The 16,422-nt window shown below is 68.7% G+C and carries 14 protein-coding genes; 5 read left to right on the forward strand and 9 right to left on the reverse strand.

The window, feature by feature from the left end; translation table 11 throughout:
- Positions 1 to 34: 34 nt before the first annotated feature.
- On the reverse strand, positions 35 to 1,261 hold the full coding sequence (locus ACFO5K_RS04790; RefSeq protein WP_378556221.1) for a cation:proton antiporter domain-containing protein: 1,227 nt from the start codon (positions 1,259 to 1,261) through the stop codon (positions 35 to 37).
- A 146-nt stretch (positions 1,262 to 1,407) separates the two neighbouring features.
- Between ACFO5K_RS04790 and ACFO5K_RS04795 the strand changes: the two genes are divergently transcribed.
- The gene (locus ACFO5K_RS04795; RefSeq protein ID WP_378556224.1) at positions 1,408 to 2,490 is read left to right on the forward strand and encodes a metallophosphoesterase; all 1,083 of its coding nucleotides are present in this window, start codon (positions 1,408 to 1,410) and stop codon (positions 2,488 to 2,490) included.
- 19 nt (positions 2,491 to 2,509) lie between these two features.
- Positions 2,510 to 3,121, forward strand: a complete 612-nt coding sequence (locus ACFO5K_RS04800) for a class I SAM-dependent methyltransferase (RefSeq protein WP_378556232.1) — start codon at positions 2,510 to 2,512, stop codon at positions 3,119 to 3,121.
- Here the strand turns inward: ACFO5K_RS04800 and ACFO5K_RS04805 are convergent, their stop codons facing one another.
- The 3 genes from ACFO5K_RS04805 to ACFO5K_RS04815 form a co-directional block, all read right to left on the reverse strand.
- Positions 3,122 to 6,286 carry an ATP-binding protein gene (locus ACFO5K_RS04805; protein ID WP_378556238.1) on the reverse strand — a complete coding sequence of 1,055 codons (3,165 nt, stop codon included), beginning with the start codon at positions 6,284 to 6,286 and terminating at the stop codon, positions 3,122 to 3,124.
- Positions 6,283 to 6,891 carry a hypothetical protein gene (locus ACFO5K_RS04810; RefSeq protein WP_378556241.1) on the reverse strand — a complete coding sequence of 203 codons (609 nt, stop codon included), beginning with the start codon at positions 6,889 to 6,891 and terminating at the stop codon, positions 6,283 to 6,285. The genes ACFO5K_RS04805 and ACFO5K_RS04810 overlap by 4 nt, the downstream gene beginning before the upstream one ends.
- Positions 6,892 to 7,116: 225 nt before the next feature.
- Complete coding sequence (locus ACFO5K_RS04815; protein ID WP_378556244.1) at positions 7,117 to 7,971, reverse strand: alpha/beta fold hydrolase; 855 nt, start codon at positions 7,969 to 7,971, stop codon at positions 7,117 to 7,119.
- Positions 7,972 to 8,028: 57 nt separating this feature from the next.
- On the opposite strand from ACFO5K_RS04815, the gene ACFO5K_RS04820 reads away from it, so the two are divergent.
- Complete coding sequence (locus ACFO5K_RS04820) at positions 8,029 to 8,625, forward strand: TetR/AcrR family transcriptional regulator (RefSeq protein ID WP_378556247.1); 597 nt, start codon at positions 8,029 to 8,031, stop codon at positions 8,623 to 8,625.
- 10 nt (positions 8,626 to 8,635) lie between these two features.
- On the opposite strand, the gene ACFO5K_RS04825 is transcribed toward ACFO5K_RS04820, so the two are convergent.
- From ACFO5K_RS04825 to ACFO5K_RS04835, 3 genes are all read right to left on the reverse strand, one after another.
- Positions 8,636 to 9,592 (reverse strand): endonuclease/exonuclease/phosphatase family protein, encoded by a 957-nt coding sequence (locus ACFO5K_RS04825; protein WP_378556250.1) that lies wholly within the window; start codon positions 9,590 to 9,592, stop codon positions 8,636 to 8,638.
- 244 nt (positions 9,593 to 9,836) lie between these two features.
- The gene (locus tag ACFO5K_RS04830; RefSeq protein WP_378556680.1) at positions 9,837 to 10,676 is read right to left on the reverse strand and encodes an alpha/beta fold hydrolase; all 840 of its coding nucleotides are present in this window, start codon (positions 10,674 to 10,676) and stop codon (positions 9,837 to 9,839) included.
- A 216-nt stretch (positions 10,677 to 10,892) separates the two neighbouring features.
- A complete protein-coding gene (locus ACFO5K_RS04835) occupies positions 10,893 to 11,195 on the reverse strand; it encodes a hypothetical protein (RefSeq protein ID WP_378556253.1) in 303 nt (100 codons plus the stop codon).
- A 140-nt stretch (positions 11,196 to 11,335) separates the two neighbouring features.
- Between ACFO5K_RS04835 and ACFO5K_RS04840 the strand changes: the two genes are divergently transcribed.
- Both ACFO5K_RS04840 and ACFO5K_RS04845 read left to right on the forward strand, forming a co-directional pair.
- Positions 11,336 to 12,697, forward strand: coding sequence for a M20/M25/M40 family metallo-hydrolase (locus ACFO5K_RS04840; protein ID WP_378556256.1), 1,362 nt, complete (start codon positions 11,336 to 11,338; stop codon positions 12,695 to 12,697).
- 26 nt (positions 12,698 to 12,723) lie between these two features.
- On the forward strand, positions 12,724 to 13,251 hold the full coding sequence (locus ACFO5K_RS04845) for a YbhB/YbcL family Raf kinase inhibitor-like protein (RefSeq protein WP_378556259.1): 528 nt from the start codon (positions 12,724 to 12,726) through the stop codon (positions 13,249 to 13,251).
- 56 nt (positions 13,252 to 13,307) lie between these two features.
- On the opposite strand, the gene ACFO5K_RS04850 is transcribed toward ACFO5K_RS04845, so the two are convergent.
- Positions 13,308 to 15,134 (reverse strand): AMP-dependent synthetase/ligase, encoded by a 1,827-nt coding sequence (locus ACFO5K_RS04850; RefSeq protein WP_378556262.1) that lies wholly within the window; start codon positions 15,132 to 15,134, stop codon positions 13,308 to 13,310.
- A gap of 206 nt (positions 15,135 to 15,340) precedes the next feature.
- Positions 15,341 to 16,420 carry a quinone-dependent dihydroorotate dehydrogenase gene (locus tag ACFO5K_RS04855; protein WP_378556265.1) on the reverse strand — a complete coding sequence of 360 codons (1,080 nt, stop codon included), beginning with the start codon at positions 16,418 to 16,420 and terminating at the stop codon, positions 15,341 to 15,343.
- Positions 16,421 to 16,422 lie beyond the last annotated feature (2 nt).

Below are 16,422 nucleotides of genomic sequence, written 5' to 3' on the forward strand. Positions count from 1 at the left end.
CCCGACTTCGGTTGCCGCACACATGCCGGTTCGGCTACCCGGTGGCGGTTTTCGCCGGCCCGGTTGTCGCGCGGCGGTAGAGGACGCGTCCGGCGACTCCGGTCAGTCCGAAGGCGACGGTGCTCACGGCGAGCACGAGTGAACCGGCGGCGAGCACGGTGTCGCTCAGGTCCATCCGGTCGGCTTCGAGGGTCAGATAGAACAGTGCCGACACCCCGACCGGGCCGAACCAGCCCAGATACAGTGCGTCGGGCAGTGCCAGGCGCAGGGGCCGGCGCAGCAGGACGAGGATCGGTAGGCGGCGTCCGGCGAGCACCGCGAGGGCCAGGGCCGGTCCGGCCCAGCCGAGGTCGGCCCAGTGTTGCCACGGTAGTGCGGCTCCGAGCAGGACGAACAGGGGCAGTACCGCGAACCGGTTGACCGCTTCGTCGATGGACACCTCCGTGGTGCGGTCGGTGCCGGTGCCGGTGAGGTTGAAGGCCAGGCCGCCGGCGAAGACGGCGAGGATGCCGTCGGTGTGGGCGAGTCCGGCGAGCCCGAGGATGCCCAGGGCGAGCACGATGGTGAAGAACAATGCCGGTGCGGATTCGGTGGCGCCGTGTCGGCGGCCGTAGCGCAGCGCGTAACCGCCACCGGCGCCGCCGAGGGCCCCGATCAGGATCGCCCCGAGGACCTGCCACACCGATTCGAGGGCTGCTTGCGTGGCTGTGAGCCCGCCGGCGACGGCGACCGCGGCCAGTACCAGGGGTAGTGCCAGGCCGTCGTTGGCGCCGGATTCGAGGGACAGCAGTTGGCGGTCGCGTGCGGGCAGGTCGCGTTCGGCGTCCTTGCCGGTGACCACGCTCGATGCCAGTACCGGGTCGGTGGGGCACAGGGCGGCGCCGATCAGTGCGGCGGTGGCGGCGGTGACCGGCAGCAGCAACCAGGTGAGCCCGGCGGTGACGGCCGCCATGACCGGCATGGCCACCACGAGCAGCAGGGTGACAGCCCGCCATTGCCCACGTATCTCGCTGATCGGGTAGCGCAGTGCCACGGCCATGACCGAGATCGCGAGCAGCATGCGGGCGGCTTCGTGCAGTGTCGAGGCTTCGGCGGTGAGTGGTTCCAGCGCCAGCACGCCGAGTAGCTCGGGTCCGAGCAGTACTCCGGCGGTGAGTCCGAGCAGGGGTTCCGACAGCGGCAGTCTGCGCATTGCCGCCGAGATGGCGGCCACGACCACTCCGAGACAGCCGACGACGGCCAGTACTACGTCGAGTTCCATGGTTGTGAGATGCCCGGTGTGTCGGGGCGCAATCGTGGGCGCTGATCGGGGAAAGTGGGTGCGCTTCGCGTGTGGCGGTGCGGAGTCGGTCCGAGTGTGCTTCGATCAGGTCAGTCGTCCAACTTGTCTCGACTCAGAAGGTGAACATGCACGAGCAGTCCAGCGCGGGGCCGATCGGGATCGGCCGCCGGGAAGTCCTCGCCGGTGCGGCCGGTGTCTTCGCGGGCATGACGTTGGTCGGGCTCACGCCTGCCGCGGCAGTGCCCGCCGAGGTGACGAAGTTCGCTCCCGCACCCGGGCGCGCGGTACGGGTACTGGTCACCGGCGACGCGGGCACCGGCACCCGCACACAGTGGGCGGTGGCCGACGCGGCCAGGAAATTCCATGGGCGGGAACCGTTTTCGCTGGCCGTGGGGCTGGGTGACAACATCTACGAGTCGGGACCCGCGCACGCCGAGGACGTCCAGTTCGCCACGAAATTCGAAGACCCCAATCACGGGCTGGACTTCCCGTGGGCGATGGCGCTGGGCAACCACGACACCAGTTCGATCTTCCCCGGCGACGGCGGCTGGCTGGCACGCGGCAACCACGAGGTCGCCTATCACGCGAAGTCGGCCCGCTGGTGGATGCCTAGCCGCTATTACTCGCTGCGCGTACCCGAAGAGAACCCGGTGGTCGAGTTCTTCGTGCTCGACATCAACCCACTGGCCGCCTACATTCCGCCGCTGCTCGACCCGTACTGGGCCGTGCACGGTCCGTACATGAACGAACAACGCGCCTGGCTCGATCGTGCGCTCGCCGAGTCACCGGCGAAGTGGAAGATCGCCTGCACCCACCACCCGTACCTGAGCAACGGCCCGCACGGCGACGCCGGTGCCTACGAGGGGCTGCCGATCGAACCGCTCAACGGCGTGCACGCCAAACGTTTCTTCGAAGACCATGTGCTCGGCAAGGTTTCGTTCCTGCTGTCGGGCCACGATCACACTCTGCAGGTGCTCGATCCGACACCGGCGACGAAAGGAACCCGCCAGATCGTGTCCGGAGCGGCGGGCAAGACCTCGGGCCTGCACACGGGTCCCGGCGGTGGGCATCGCTCGCTGTACGAAACCCGGCACGAATTGGGATTCATGGTCATGGACCTCACGCCGGACGCGGTCCGGCTGCGGGTCGTCACCGTCGACCCGGGTTCCGGTGCCGATACCCAGGTTTTCGACCGGCGCCTGAGCTGATCCGGAGCATGATGGAGCGATGGGCTTCTATACCGACCGGATCCTGCCGCACCTGACCGACGCGGTGTGCGGTTCCGCGCACAACACCCCGCTCCGGGAACGAACCTGTGCGGGACTGCACGGCTCGGTGCTCGAGATCGGTTTCGGGTCCGGCACCAATATCGCCTTCTATCCCGGCACGGTGACCCGGGTCAGCGGAGTCGAACCCGCGGACACGGCCTGGCGGATCGCGGCAAAACGTGTCGCGGCGAGCTCGGTTCCGATCGAACGTGCGGGTCTGGACGGTCAATCGCTGCCGTTCCCCGACGACACCTTCGACTCGGCGCTGTCCACGTTCACCCTGTGCACCATCGGCGACGTCGGTGCCGCGCTCGGCGAGATCCGCCGTGTCCTGAAACCGGGCGCCACCCTGCACTTCGTGGAGCACGGGCTCGCCCCCGACGCGTCGGTGCGCACCTGGCAGCACCGGCTCGATCCGATCCAGCAGCGGATCGCGGGCGGTTGCCACCTCGACCGTGACATCACCGCGCTGATCACCGCCGCCGGGTTCGAGATCGTGGAACTGGACCGGTTCTATCAGTCCGGCGCCCCGAAAACCATGGGCGCGTTGACACTGGGTGTCGCCCGCTGATCAGGGCCGGTCCGGGCGTGCCCGCACCAGCACCTCTTCTTCGGTGAGCGCGCTGGGCGGGTGGTGGCTCAGGCACATCGGAACAGTGAGTTTGCCGAACCCCGCGCCTTCGGTGGCCCCGTAGAAACGTCCGGCGGGCAGGCGGGCGATGTCGTCGACGCTGCCGCCCTTGGCCCTGGCCAGTTCGGCAGCGGCCTGGATCTGCACCGGAGCGTTGAGCAGGCCGAAGAACTGGGTGGCCGCGTTCCCGGTGACCAGGTTGTGCAACGCCTTGGGCGCCTGAGTGGCGTACACCATCCCGAGGCCGTATTTGCGTGCCTGGGTAGCCAGTTTCAAGGTGCTCTCGGTGGCGGCGGTGCTGCCGCGCGACGGGACGAACGTCTGCGCCTCGTCGAGCACCAGCAACCCGCCCAACGGCCGGTCACCCGCCGGATGACGTTTGATCCAGGCGAACAGCGCCAACTGCAACTGGTTGACGAAGGTCTGGCGTTGCTCGTCGGTGGGCAACCCGATGCAGCTGATCACCGAGACCCGGGCGCGTTTACCCGCAGCCGGGGTGAGCAGCGTGCCCGGGTCCAGTCGCTGCCCCGCACCGCCGAAGACAGGGTCGTTGATCATGGCCGCCTTGAGTTCTTCGGCCATCCCCTCCGCCAGCCGATGCGCGTCGCGGATGGTGCTGATGCCCTCGGGCAGGTCGTCGAGCAGGGCGATGAACGCGGCGAGGTCGCTGCCGCCGCCACGCGCGAAATCGGTGAGTGCCTCGGTGAGCACGGCCTTGCCGGTGCCGATCCGGCGGGCGGTGAGCCCGGCCCGTGGCACCAGTCCCGCCACCGAGGCATCGATGGAGGTGCGGAATTCGTCCGGGTCGTCGAGCACACCACCGAAGTCGGGCAGCGGATTCAGAGCCAGGGGGCGGCCGGCTTCGCGCCGGGGTGTCCAGATCACCACATCGGTGTTGGCGAGGTATTCCGCGGCGCGGGCCGCGTCGCCGGGGTGCCAGCCCATGGGTGGGGACGGCCACGGGTCGCCGAGACGGGCCAGGTCGTTGTTGCTGTCGACGAGGATCGAGGAGACACCGTGGATGGCGGCTTCCTCGACGAGCCTGCGCAACAGCACGGTCTTGCCCGAGCCGCTGCCCGCGAACAGGGCGGTGTGTTTGCGCAGCAGTACCAGCGGGACGGTGAAGGGCGCGCCGCTGTCGACATCGCGGCCCAACGTGACCGCGGCCGCGGGATTCGGATCCTCGGGCGGGCTCACGATCGGTGGGTGCGTGGCCGAGCCCGTGTCAGGGTCGAGCGCATCCGGGCGTGCGGGTACTTCGACGGGTTCGGTCGGCGGGTGTGTGTCGGCCGGGTATGACACCGGGTCGATCGATGGTTGCCGGCGGGCAGCCGGGAGCGACAGCACCTCGGTGAGCAACCGGGAACCGCTCGCCGGTCGCCGCACGGCCAGCCAGCTGAGGAACCCCGGAGTCGCCGCGGCGAACATCGTGGCCAGCGCGGAGAAGGTGCGGATGTCGTCTTCGTCGATCGAGGCCACCGACCCGTGCGACGCGTGGAACTCGGCCAGGGTCGCCCGGGTCACCGGTCCACCGGAGAACTCGGTGTTGCGCAACACGATCAGATGTCGTTGCGGCGCCCGTTCCTGTAGTCCCGCTTCCAGGCACGCCGAACGCAGCCGGGTGAGCACCGCACGGGGATGCGGGTGGCTGATCGCGCGGAAACACCAGTGCTCTTCGGCTTCGCTGGCTTCGTCGAGGGTGTGGCGCAACCGGGCGTGCAGGCCGGGCCGCACGATCGTGCCCGGGTCGACGCGCAGATCGAGGCCGTCGGCGCGGCGTTCCAGGACGTACACCTGCAGCGCGGCGTTGAGCAACGCGAACATGTGCTCGTCCTCGTGGGCGGTGTCGAACGGGGTGCGTACGTCGGCGGCGGCGCGCAGGCGCGTGAATTCGTCGTCGAGCGCGGTCATCTCACCGTGCGCGGGTGTGGCGACCGGGACGCGTTCGGTGTTCGCCGGCCGGAAGTGGGCGAGTTCGGTGAGTTCGTCGGCGGCCAGGCAGTGCCGGACATGGTCTTCGACGCGCTGGAGCAGGCGGCGCGGGGTGAAGTCGCCGACCTCGGGGTCGGCGAAGGCGCTCGGCAGCACCGGCCAGGTGGGGTGGGGCGGGACGAAACCGATCTCACCGTAGAGGCCGGCGAGGTGGCCCTCGACGATCGCGGCGGCCACATCGGCACCGGGTAGCGCGGTCGACAGTTCCAGCACGGTGAACCGGTCGGCCGCGGAGTTCACCGCACGGTGGGCGAGCAGTTCCCAGGACTTGGGGATGCACGCGGCCACGATGATGGTGCGCACCGTCTCCTCCCGCATCAGCATCAATCCGTCGGCGAGCCGGTTGGCCAGCGAGTCCTCGTCGATCTGATCGGATTGGGCGATCACACTGTCGATCTGGTCGATGGCCAGGACCACGGGGCCGGTGAGTGCGAACAACCGGGACAGGTGCTGAAAGATCAGCTGCGGCACACAGTGCCGTTCCCGAAAGCCCCAGTCCGCCTGCTCCTGGGCGTCGATGCCGTCGGCGAGGACCAGGAAACTGTGCCCGATCTCGCGCAACTGCCCCTTGGCCTGATACAGCACCAGCGCGCGCAGGGTGTCCTGGCACTGCTGGGTCACCTGCGGGTCGAGATCGTCGACACGGGAAAGGAATTCGTCGAGATCGGCGCGGGTGACACGCAAGGTGCCACGCAACCGCATCCGTAGTTCGTCGCCGCATCCGCTGAGAATGGCCAGCGAACCCAGCATCCGGCCGAGCTGGCCGCCGTCGGCGCCGAGTAACTGGCTGACGATGCCGTGCACCGCGCCCGCCCAGAAAGACTTGCCGTCGATCAGTTTCGGCATGAAGAACGCGCCGCCCACATCCTGCACGTGCCGGCGCAACCACCCCAGCATGTGTGTTTTGCCGACACCGCGTTCACCGCTGAGCACCAGCCCGGTGGGGGTGCTGCGCGGCCGGGTCACGGCCGTGTGCACCGAACGGGTGATCTCCTGTACCGCGCGCGGATGCAGACCGTCGACGTGGTGGCTCAGTGGGCTCCAGATCTCGTCGGGTCCGAGTGCGCTGCTGAACTGGATGGAGGCGAGCGCGTGCCGGTGCTCCTCGTTCACCGGGGGACCTCGATGGTGAGCAGATGTCGCGCGGTGCCGCCCAGCACCACCGCGGCCGCCAGATCGGTGTCGGTGAGGGTTTTCTGGTCGGCTTCGGAGCGGACGTGGACGCCGTCGCGGCGGGCCAGCAGTCCCAGCGCCCGGTCGAACGCGCCGTGGGGCACACCGTCGAGATGTGCGCGCAGTACCGCCAACCGGACCGGCGCACCACTGCCGCGGGTGAGTTCGGCGTAAGCGGTTTCGACCTGGGCGGCGATGTCGGGACGGAAGATGTCGGCCAGGGCGTTGCCGGATTCGCCGAGGTAGCGGTGTAGTCCGGCCAGCACGGTGTAGAGGGCGCCGCCGGCCGGACCCGAGCGGGCGGGGCGCCGGCCGGCGAACTCCTTCGCGCACCACACGGCTCCGCGGTCGGTCAGCTCGTGCACGAACGCGCGACCCACCAGCGTGCTGTCGACCAGGCCGAGTTCGTTGAGGTGGCGGCGGTACTTGCCGGTGAGTTCGAGCCCGGCGATCGCGGAGAGCTCGGCGTTGGTGAGTTCGCGTGCTTCGGCCATCAGCACGAGCAGCACGCAGCGCTCGGTCAACGTCAACCGGTCCTCGGACATGGGGATCCCCTTGCTGTTCTACGTAGACATCGAGATGCCTTGGCGCCGTGGATGTCTACCGCAGCATGAGATCCTCGCCGTGTCCCGCAGAACTGTAGTCACACGGTGGGTCGGCGTTGGTGTTTCCGGGTGAAAATGGCGGGTACGGGTGGGCTTCGGCGCGCGCCGCGTGGTGCTCGGGGGCTCGAGCCACGTCGGTCGTGGCCGCCGTGCCAGAGCTGAGGGTCAGTGATTCGCGCGGTGAGCTGTCGTGGTGGTGAGGAATTCGGTGACGGCCGCGGCTACGGCGGTGGGCTGGTCGAGCATGGACAGTACGTAGGCGTCGTCGATCTCGACCAGGCGCGCGCGGGGGATCAGGTCGGCGAGACGGCGGCCGTGGTCGCGGGGCATCACCTTGTCCGCCGAGGACCAGAGCACGAGCGTTTCCCCGGGGAAGTGCCGCAGGGCTTCGGTATCGGCGACGAGTTCGTCTTCGGTGAAGCCGGAGCGGGTGTAGGCGAGCAGGTCGGCACGTAGCCTCGGGTCGCGCATGCCCGGCTCGGTCCACGCCCGCACGAGGTCGTCGGGAATGTCGGTTCTGGCCATCCAACCGAATATCAACGGGCTGCGGCGCAACCATCCGATGCGCATCTGACGCAACGCCATGGCCACTCCGCCGGGCAGGTAGGAGGCCAGCGTGGCGGTTTTGCCGGGCAGGCCGGGTGGGAAATTGTCGAACGCTTCGCTCGGGAAGACGATCAGGCGCCCGACCCGCTCGTCGAGTCCGTAGGCGGTGAGGAACAGGCCGCCACCCCAGTCGGAGTGCACCAGCGTGACCTCGCGCAGGTCGAGCGCGGTGAGGAAGTCGGCGATGAGCTGGTTGAGACCGCGCAGACTCAGGTCGGTGCCGGGGCGCAGCGGCGCGGGGTGGGCGCCGAAGGGCAGGTCGGGCCGGATGTAGCGGAATCCGGTGGGTAGCAGGTCGATCACCGGATTCCATACCGTGTGGTTCATCAGCACGCCGTGCAGCAGTACCACCGGTGGGCCTTGACCCTGGTCGCGGTAGTGGACCTGCCCGGCCGGGAGATCGATGGTCGGCATGTCGCCCTCCAATCCACTAGAGCGTTTGCTCTAGTGCGTGTGCTCTAGTCTGGTGGGGTGAGCGAACCGAAGTCAATGGCCACCCGCGACCGTTTGGTCACCGCCGTCGCCGAACTGATGCGCGTGCACGGCTACAACGCCGTGACGGTCAAACAGATCACCACCGCCGCCCAGGTCACCATGGGTTCGCTCTATCACCACTTCCCGCACGGAAAGGTCCAGATCGCGGCGGAGGCGCTACGCGGCACCGGTGCCGCCTACATCGAGCTGCTGCCACTGCTGATGGGCCCGCACGACGAGCTGCGGGTGGCCGTGCCGGCGGCTTTCGACGACGCAGCACGCACCCTCGCCGAATCGGGATGGATGAACATGTGCCCGGTCGCCACGGTCGCCGGCGAGATCGCCGAGAGCGAACCGCGGCTACGCGAAGTCGCCGCCGACGTGGTGCGCGACTGGATCGACAGGGGCACAGCGTATTTCGTGTCGCGCGGAGTACCCGAAGCCGACAGCCGCGAACTGATCGTGGCCTTGCTGTGCGCGCTGGAAGGCGCCTTCGTGCTCGGGCGGACGTTGCGGTCGGCCGAGCCGTTGCACGCGGCGGGGCGGGCGATGCAGGCGCGGGTCGATACGTTGTCGGCGCGGGTCGAGTCCTGAGACATCCCGACTACGGACGGCCCAGAACGATCCGCGCCACCAGTGCTCGATGGTCGGCACCGGGCAGGTCGACTGTTTCCACGCCGGTGGCGTGCGCGTCCGCGAGCAGGAAGTGGTCGATGCCGACCAGCGGCGGGAACAGCTTGTCGGTCGGATAGGTGACCAGATGACCGGCACCGGCCTGCGCGGCGGCATCGTCGAACCGGCCGGACACCAGCGCACGGAATCGGGCGTGGTCGTAGGTGGCGTTGAAATCACCGCCGACGATCGCGGGACGGCCGGCGGGTGCCTGCCGCAGAACCTCGTGCAGACCCGACAGCTCGTCGGCCCAGACCCCGGTGTCATAGACCGGCGGCACCGGGTGGAAAGCGTAGATCGCGACCGGACCGACGTCGGGAACGGCCGCCGTCGCAGAGATCTGGTTGAGCACATAACCGTCGTACTCCACGGTGTCGGACAAAGGGAACCGGCTCCAGATCCCGGTGCCGCTGGCGGTCTGCCCGGGAGCCACATAGCGGTGCGGAAGCAGGGTCTCGAGTCCGGCCCGGGACAGTGCGTCCACCGCGGCCCGGGTGAGTTCGTTGACTGTCAGCACCGCCACGTCACGATCGCGCACCTGCCCGACGAGCACCTCCGGATCGGCCCCGTCGAAGAGCAGATTGGCCTGCATCACCGTGATCTCGGGCCCACCACCACCGCCGCCATCGGCGAAATACAACGGAGCCTGAGTCGCCGTCCCCACCGCCGCCACGACTAACGCGACACCGACACCCATCCACTGCCGCACCACAGCGAACCCCAACACCCCGAACACCGCACCACACATCAGATACGGCGCCCCCGACGCCGCCAACACCAACGGTTCCACCGCCCACGGACCGAAATGCAACGCCACCCCGACGATTCCGGCCGACGTCACCGCAGCGGCCACCACACCGATCCCTACCCGAACAATCCGCGCACTCACCAGCTCAGCCAATCACGCGGCATGGCGATCCCCGACTTCACGGCGCAGCATCGCACGATTACCAGTAGCAGCCCCAGTGACCGCGGTCTGTTCGCGACGCCCAGCCACGCGCCTTCCGCTGGACGGCCGACGGCCTACGCCGATCGAACTGCGAGCATTCGATCCGGGCGCTGAAAGTAGATCCATACTCCTGCAGGAGATTCGCGTGGGACTCGGACTCTGCTCGACCGCTCGTTCGATGCGGTCAGAGCGCCAGCACGGCAGCGGCGATCCGGTCGGACGCGGTGGGCCGCAGGGCCGTGCCCATGTCGTCGAGGATCAGTAGTCGGGCTGTGGGGATCTCGGCGGCGAGGGCTTCGCCGTTGCCGACCGGGAAGAACGGGTCGGCGCGACCGTGGATCACGAGGGTCGGCAGGGTGAGTTCGCCGAGTCGTTCTCGCCATCGTGGGGCGCAGTCGAGCCGGGAGAACACCATGGCGAGCTGGTTGGCCTGGTGTACAGCGGGATCGTTCGACGGGGTCCGGTCCCAGATTCTGGCGGCCGTCTCGCGGGCTTGCTCGGGGTCGTCGCCCATCATCGCGGCGCTCTCGGTGGCGAACGCCGCGACGGCTGCGCGGTCGGTCCAGTCCGGAAGCGGGCGGGAGAACACCGCGCCCAGGACGGCGGAGTCGTGGTCCGGGAGGTCCGCGTCGACCGGGCCCGGCGCGACCGGGCGGGTACTCACCAAAGTCAGCGCGGTGAAGACCGCCGGGTGGTCCAGGGCGGCGACCTGAGCGACCATCCCACCGACGCCGACCCCACCGAGATGGGCGGTCCCGGCGCCGAGCGCCCCGACCAGCGCCGCCGCGTCGGCGGCGAGATCACGCAGGTCATATCGCGGGTTCTCCGGGTCGAGTGTCACCGACGCGCCGGAGTCGCGCAGGTCGTAGCGGACCACACGCCGCCCGCCCGCCGCGACCCGCTCGCAGAGCGCATCCGGCCACGACAACATGGTCGTGCCGCCCGCGAGCAGGACCAGCGGGTCGCTTACGCGCCCGAAGCTCTCGATGCCGATATCCACCCCGTTCGCCCGCACCGTGGTCATGTCATATCGCAACGGTCCAGCCATCCCCGGACTCCCATCTGTCGGTGTACCCGGACATAACGACGAAGCACTCGCCCGAAAGTCATCGGTGCCGTCGAAACATCGGCCCGCCCGGGTGCGCCTCACAGTGCGGGTCGAGCGGGCGCTCCTCTGCGGGCATCGACATTCCGCTGCTGCGGCGGTGCACTGCTGACGTGAGGCGAGTCGGCCACGGCATCAGGGCATCTGCTGGCCGACTGCCCGTAGCACTTCCGAGAGCCACACCAGGTGGTAACCGATCGCTCGATCCGGATCGGCCCGCAGATCCATGAGATGCGCCCATGACCAAGAGAGCTGGCCCAGTGTCAGATCAACCGGAGTCTGTGTGAGGTCGTACATCTCTTCCTGTGAAATGGACCAGAAGTAGTCCCGGTGGACCTGAATGGTTCCGCCGTCAGCGGTGGCTTCGAGATGGTCCATGAGCAGATCGATGGACCTGCGTAGCTCGGTCAGCGGTATCCGTAGCGGCTGGTCGGTCATGCGCACGATGATGGCCGGGTCGAGGCGGTGCACGGAAATCGGTGGCCTCGATCCGCCGTTCTCGAAGGACGGTCTCGATCCGAGGGTCGTTCTGTGGTGCCCGGTAGGGGAGGTGGGGCGGTGGTGGTAGGAAGGGGGGCGTGGTGGCATCTGGTGAGAGTGCTGGTTCCGGGCGACGGTCTCGTGCTGAGGACGAGGTGGTGGGGCTGGTCAGTGCGCTGATCCGGTTCGACACCTCCAATACCGGTGAGCTCGCGACCACCAAGGGTGAGCGGGCGTGCGCGGAGTGGGTGGCGGCGCAGCTGCAGGAAGTCGGGTACGAGACCGAGTACGTGGAGTCGGGGGCGCCGGGGCGCGGGAATGTGTTCGCCCGGCTCGAGGGCGCCGATTCGAGCCGGGGGGCGTTGATGATTCACGGGCACCTCGATGTGGTGCCCGCCGAGGCCGCCGACTGGAGTGTGCACCCGTTCTCCGGGGCCGTGCAGGACGGGTATGTGTGGGGGCGCGGCGCGGTCGACATGAAGGACATGGTCGGCATGACGTTGGCGCTGGCCCGGCAGTTCAAGGCCGAGGGGACGGTGCCGCCGCGGGATCTGGTGTTCGCGTTCCTCGCCGATGAGGAGAACGGTGGCCGGTGGGGTTCGCAGTGGCTGGCCGACAACCGGCCCGAGCTGTTCGACGGCGTCACCGAGGCCGTCGGTGAGGTGGGCGGATTCTCACTGACCGTGCCGCGCCCGGACGGTACCGAACGCAGGCTCTACCTGGTGGAGACCGCGGAGAAGGGCCTGGGGTGGATGCGGTTGCGCGCCAAGGCACGCGCCGGGCACGGGTCGTTCCTGCACGAGGACAACGCCGTCACCATCCTCGCCGACGCGGTCGCCCGACTGGGTAAGCACACCTTCCCGGTGGTGCTGTCGGATTCGGTGGCCGAGTTCCTGGCCGCGGTCACCGAGGAGACCGGTTTGGCGTTCGACCCGCACAGCGACGATATCGAAGGCCAGCTCGCCAAACTGGGCACCATTTCCCGCATCATCGGCGCCACCCTGCGTGACACCGCCAACCCGACGATGCTGCAGGCCGGTTACAAAGCCAACGTGATCCCGCAGACCGCTGAGGCCGTGGTGGACTGCCGGGTGGTGCCGGGGCGTCAGGCCGCGTTCGAACGCGAGGTCGACGAGCTGATCGGCCCGGATGTGGAGCGCGAGTGGATCACCAAACTCGACTGCTACGAAACCACCTTCGACGGTCACCTCGTCGACGCCATGAACGCCGCGGTGCTGGCCAACGACCCGCACGGGCGCACCGTGCCCTACATGCTCTCCGGCGGCACCGATGCGAAAGCGTTCGCCCGCTTGGGAATCCGCTGTTTCGGTTTCGCGCCGTTGCAGTTGCCGCCGGAGCTGGACTTCACCGCCCTGTTCCACGGGGTGGACGAGCGGGTGCCGGTGCAGTCACTGGAATTCGGCACCCGCGTGCTGGAACACTTCCTTCTGCACAGCTGAACCGACCATCGATCGGAGAGAGCCCGATGACCCACAATCCCTATGACGCGTTGCCGCAGGTGCCGTCGTTCACCGTCACCTCCACCGACATCACCGACGGTCAGCCGCTGGCCATGGACCAGGTGTCGGGGGTGTTCGGCGCGGGCGGCAAGGACATCTCACCGCAACTGAGCTGGTCGGGATTCCCGGCGGGGACCCAGAGTTTCGCGGTGACGGTGTTCGATCCGGACGCCCCGACGGCCTCGGGGTTCTGGCACTGGGCCGTGGCAAACCTCCCCGCCTCGGTCACCTCCCTCGACACCGGCGCGGGCAGCGAGGGCGGCACCCTGCCCGCCGGGGCGGTGACGCTGCGCAATGACGCGGGATTCCCCGGATTCGTCGGTGCGGGGCCACCGAAAGGGCATGGACCGCACCGGTATTTCGTCGTGGTGCACGCCGTCGACGTGCCCGCACTCGAAGTCGGCCCCGACGCGTCGCCGGCGTTCCTGGGCTTCAACCTGTTCACCCACACGTTGGGCCGGGCCACGCTGATCGGCACCTACGAACAGAACTGAACCGCACACGACAGTGGCCCCGCCGGAGAACCGCGGGGCCACTGTCGTTTCCGTATCTACTTCACGTTGACGACATGCTCCGGTGGGGTGGCGGCGTAGAGCTGTTCGATCTGCTCGGCGTACTTGCCGGCGATGGGGGTGCGCTTGAGCGACATCTTCGGGGTCAGCTCGTCACCACCGGGCTCCCACAGGGTTTCCACGATGACGAATCGCTTGATCTGCTCCACCCGTGAGAGTTTGCGGTTGCCGGCCAGCACCGCGGCTTTGACCTCTTCGACGATCTCGGGGCGGCGGGCCAGTTCGGCGTGGGTGGCGTCGGTGGCCCCGAATTCCTTGGCGCGCAGGGCGGCCACGTCGGGGTCGAGCATGATCAGTGCGGTGATGTAGGGGCGGGCGTCGCCGATCGCGACGGCCTGGCCGATCAGCGACGAGGCCGCCTTCATGGCGTTCTCGATATTGGAGGGGGCGATGTTCTTGCCCGCCTCGCTGATGAGCAGTTCCTTCTTGCGGTCCACGATGCGCAGGTAGCCGTCGGCGTCGAGGGTGCCGATGTCACCGGTGTGCAGCCAGCCCGCGTCATCGATGGCCTCGGCGGTCTTGTCGGGCATGTTGCGGTAGCCGGGGGTGATGATCGGGCCGCGGATGAGGACCTCACCGTCGGCGTCGAGACGCAGCTCGACACCGTCCATGACGCGACCCACCGAACCGGGGCGCGGTTTGTCGAGCTCGGTGAACGTACCGACACCCGCGGTTTCGGACATGCCCCACACCTCGCTCACCGCGAAGCCGAGTCCGAGGAAGTACTCGAGGGTTTCCGGTGGTACCGGTGCGGCGCCGGACGCGGCGACCTTCAGGTCACCGAAGCCGAGGGCTTCGCGCAGCTTCGACAACACCAGGGCGTCGGCGACCTTGTGCTGCACACCGAGCAGCAGCGAACCACCGGAACCGGCGAGGGTGGCTTTGGCCTGGGTGACGCCCACTCCGATCGACCAGTTGGCCAGGGCCTTCTTCACCGGGCTCGGCTCCACCGCGAGCTTGTTCTCGATGCCGGTCTTGATCTTCTGCCACACCCGTGGTACCCCGAAGAACACCGTCGGGCGGGCGTCGGGCAGGGCGGCGGCGATCTCGCGTGGGTCGGTGACGGTGGTGATCTGGATGCCGGTGAGCAGGCTCATCGCGTGTGCGGAGATGCGGTCGGCGACGTGGGCGGCCGGCAGGTACGACACGGCGCGGTCGTCGAATCCGACCGGCAGCGGGCCCGAGACGAGGCCGGTGACCTGGGCGATCACATTGCTGTGGGTGAGTTCGACGCCCTTGGGTGGGCCGGTGGTGCCGGAGGTGTAGATCAGGGTGGCCAGGTCGCCGGGTTGCACTGCTTGCCAGGCGGCGTCGAAGTCGAAGTCGGGCAGCGGGTCGGTTTCGAGCCGGTCCAGGCCGATGGTGTTCTCGGCGATGCCGTCGACGAGGACGGTGTGTTCCACCTCGGCACCGGCTTCGGCGAGGACGCCGAGGAAGGCCTGTTCGGTGATGACGACCTTGTTGCCGGCGTTGGCGAACACGTGGGCGATCTGCTCGGCGGAGCTGGTGTTGTACACCGAGAACGGGGTGGCACCCAAGTGCAGGGCGGCGGTGTCGATCAGGTTGAACTCGGGGCGGTTGGTGAGCATGATGCCGACCGCGTCACCGTGGCCGACGCCGAGTTTCGCCAATCCCGCCGCCAGCGCACGCACCCTGGTCGCGTATTCGGACCAGGTGATCTCCTGGGTGCCGCCGACGGTGCGCAAGGCGACCTGGTCGGGCCGCAACGCGGCGGTCTGCTGGAAGGCGGCCGGCACGGTGTGCACCGTGACGCCGGAAGCGTGCGCGAAACCGATGTCTGTCATATCCCTGTTCCCATAGGCCGAGCTGGATGCCGAGCCGATGCGAGCGCAGACGTCTCATTGTCTCGAGACGCGGGCGTCGTCAGTGGCGCGGCTCACTCATGGTAACCGGACATAGCGGATTGTGGCGGGGGTTACGGTGGACCGCGGAAATGCCTGCCGGTGCGCCATCGTGGCTGGTGGCGGGGATCAGGCGTGCTGTGCGGTGCTCAGGCGGAGTGGGCGCGGTGTTCGGCGCCGACGGCCTCGGCCAGGCAGGTGTAGCCGCCCGCGCGCAGGTGGGCGGCGATGCCACGGTGGATGCGGGTGGTCCAGAACGGGCCGCCGTAGATGAAACCGGTGTAGCCCTGCAGCAGGGTGGCGCCGGCGAGGATGCGCTGCCAGGCCTGCTCGGGGGTTTCGATGCCGCCGACCGAGATCAGCACCACCTGGTCGCCGACGCGGGCGTAGAGGCGGCGCAGCACCTGCAGGGCGCGTTCGGCCACCGGGGCACCGGACAGCCCGCCCGCGCCCAGCGCCTCCACTTCGGCGGCGGGGGTGTGCAGGCCGTCGCGGCGGATGGTGGTGTTGGTGGCCACGATGCCGGCCAGGCCCAGTTCCACGGCCAGGTCGGCGACAGCGTCGATGTCGTCGTCGGACAGGTCGGGGGCGATCTTGACGAGCACCGGAACCGTCACGCTGTCGAGCACGGCCTGCAGGATCGGGCGCAGCGACTCCACAGCCTGCAGGTCGCGCAGGCCGGGGGTGTTGGGGGAGGACACGTTGACCACCACGAATTCGGCCAGCGGGCCGAGCAGTCGGGCGCTGGTCGCGTAATCAGCGGCGGCGGCTTCGGGTTCGACCACCTTGGTCTTGCCGATGTTGGCACCGATCGGCACGGTGGGGTGCGCGCCGTGCAGGCGGGCGGCGGCCGCGGCGGCCCCGTGGTTGTTGAATCCCATCCGGTTGACCAGGGCGCGGTCGGCGGGCAGCCGGAACAGGCGCGGGGCCGGGTTGCCGGGCTGGGCGTGGGCGGTGACGGTGCCGATCTCGGCGAAACCGAACCCGAGCGCACCCCAGGTGTCGGCGCCGTCGGCGTTCTTGTCGAAACCGGCGGCCAGACCCAGCGGGGCGGGGAAATCGACACCGAAGGCGGTGGTGGCCAGGATCGGGTCCTCGACGGCGGTGAGCTTGCGCGCGAGCAGGCGGGTGGGCGGGAACCAGGTGGCGAAACGCAGCGCGGCGAAGACCAGGTGGTGCACCCGCTCCGGCGGGATCAGGAACATCAGGCGTAATAGGAGGGCGTACATGG

The organism is Nocardia halotolerans, assembly GCF_042650145.1.
Taxonomy (GTDB): Bacteria; Actinomycetota; Actinomycetes; order Mycobacteriales; family Mycobacteriaceae; genus Nocardia; species Nocardia halotolerans.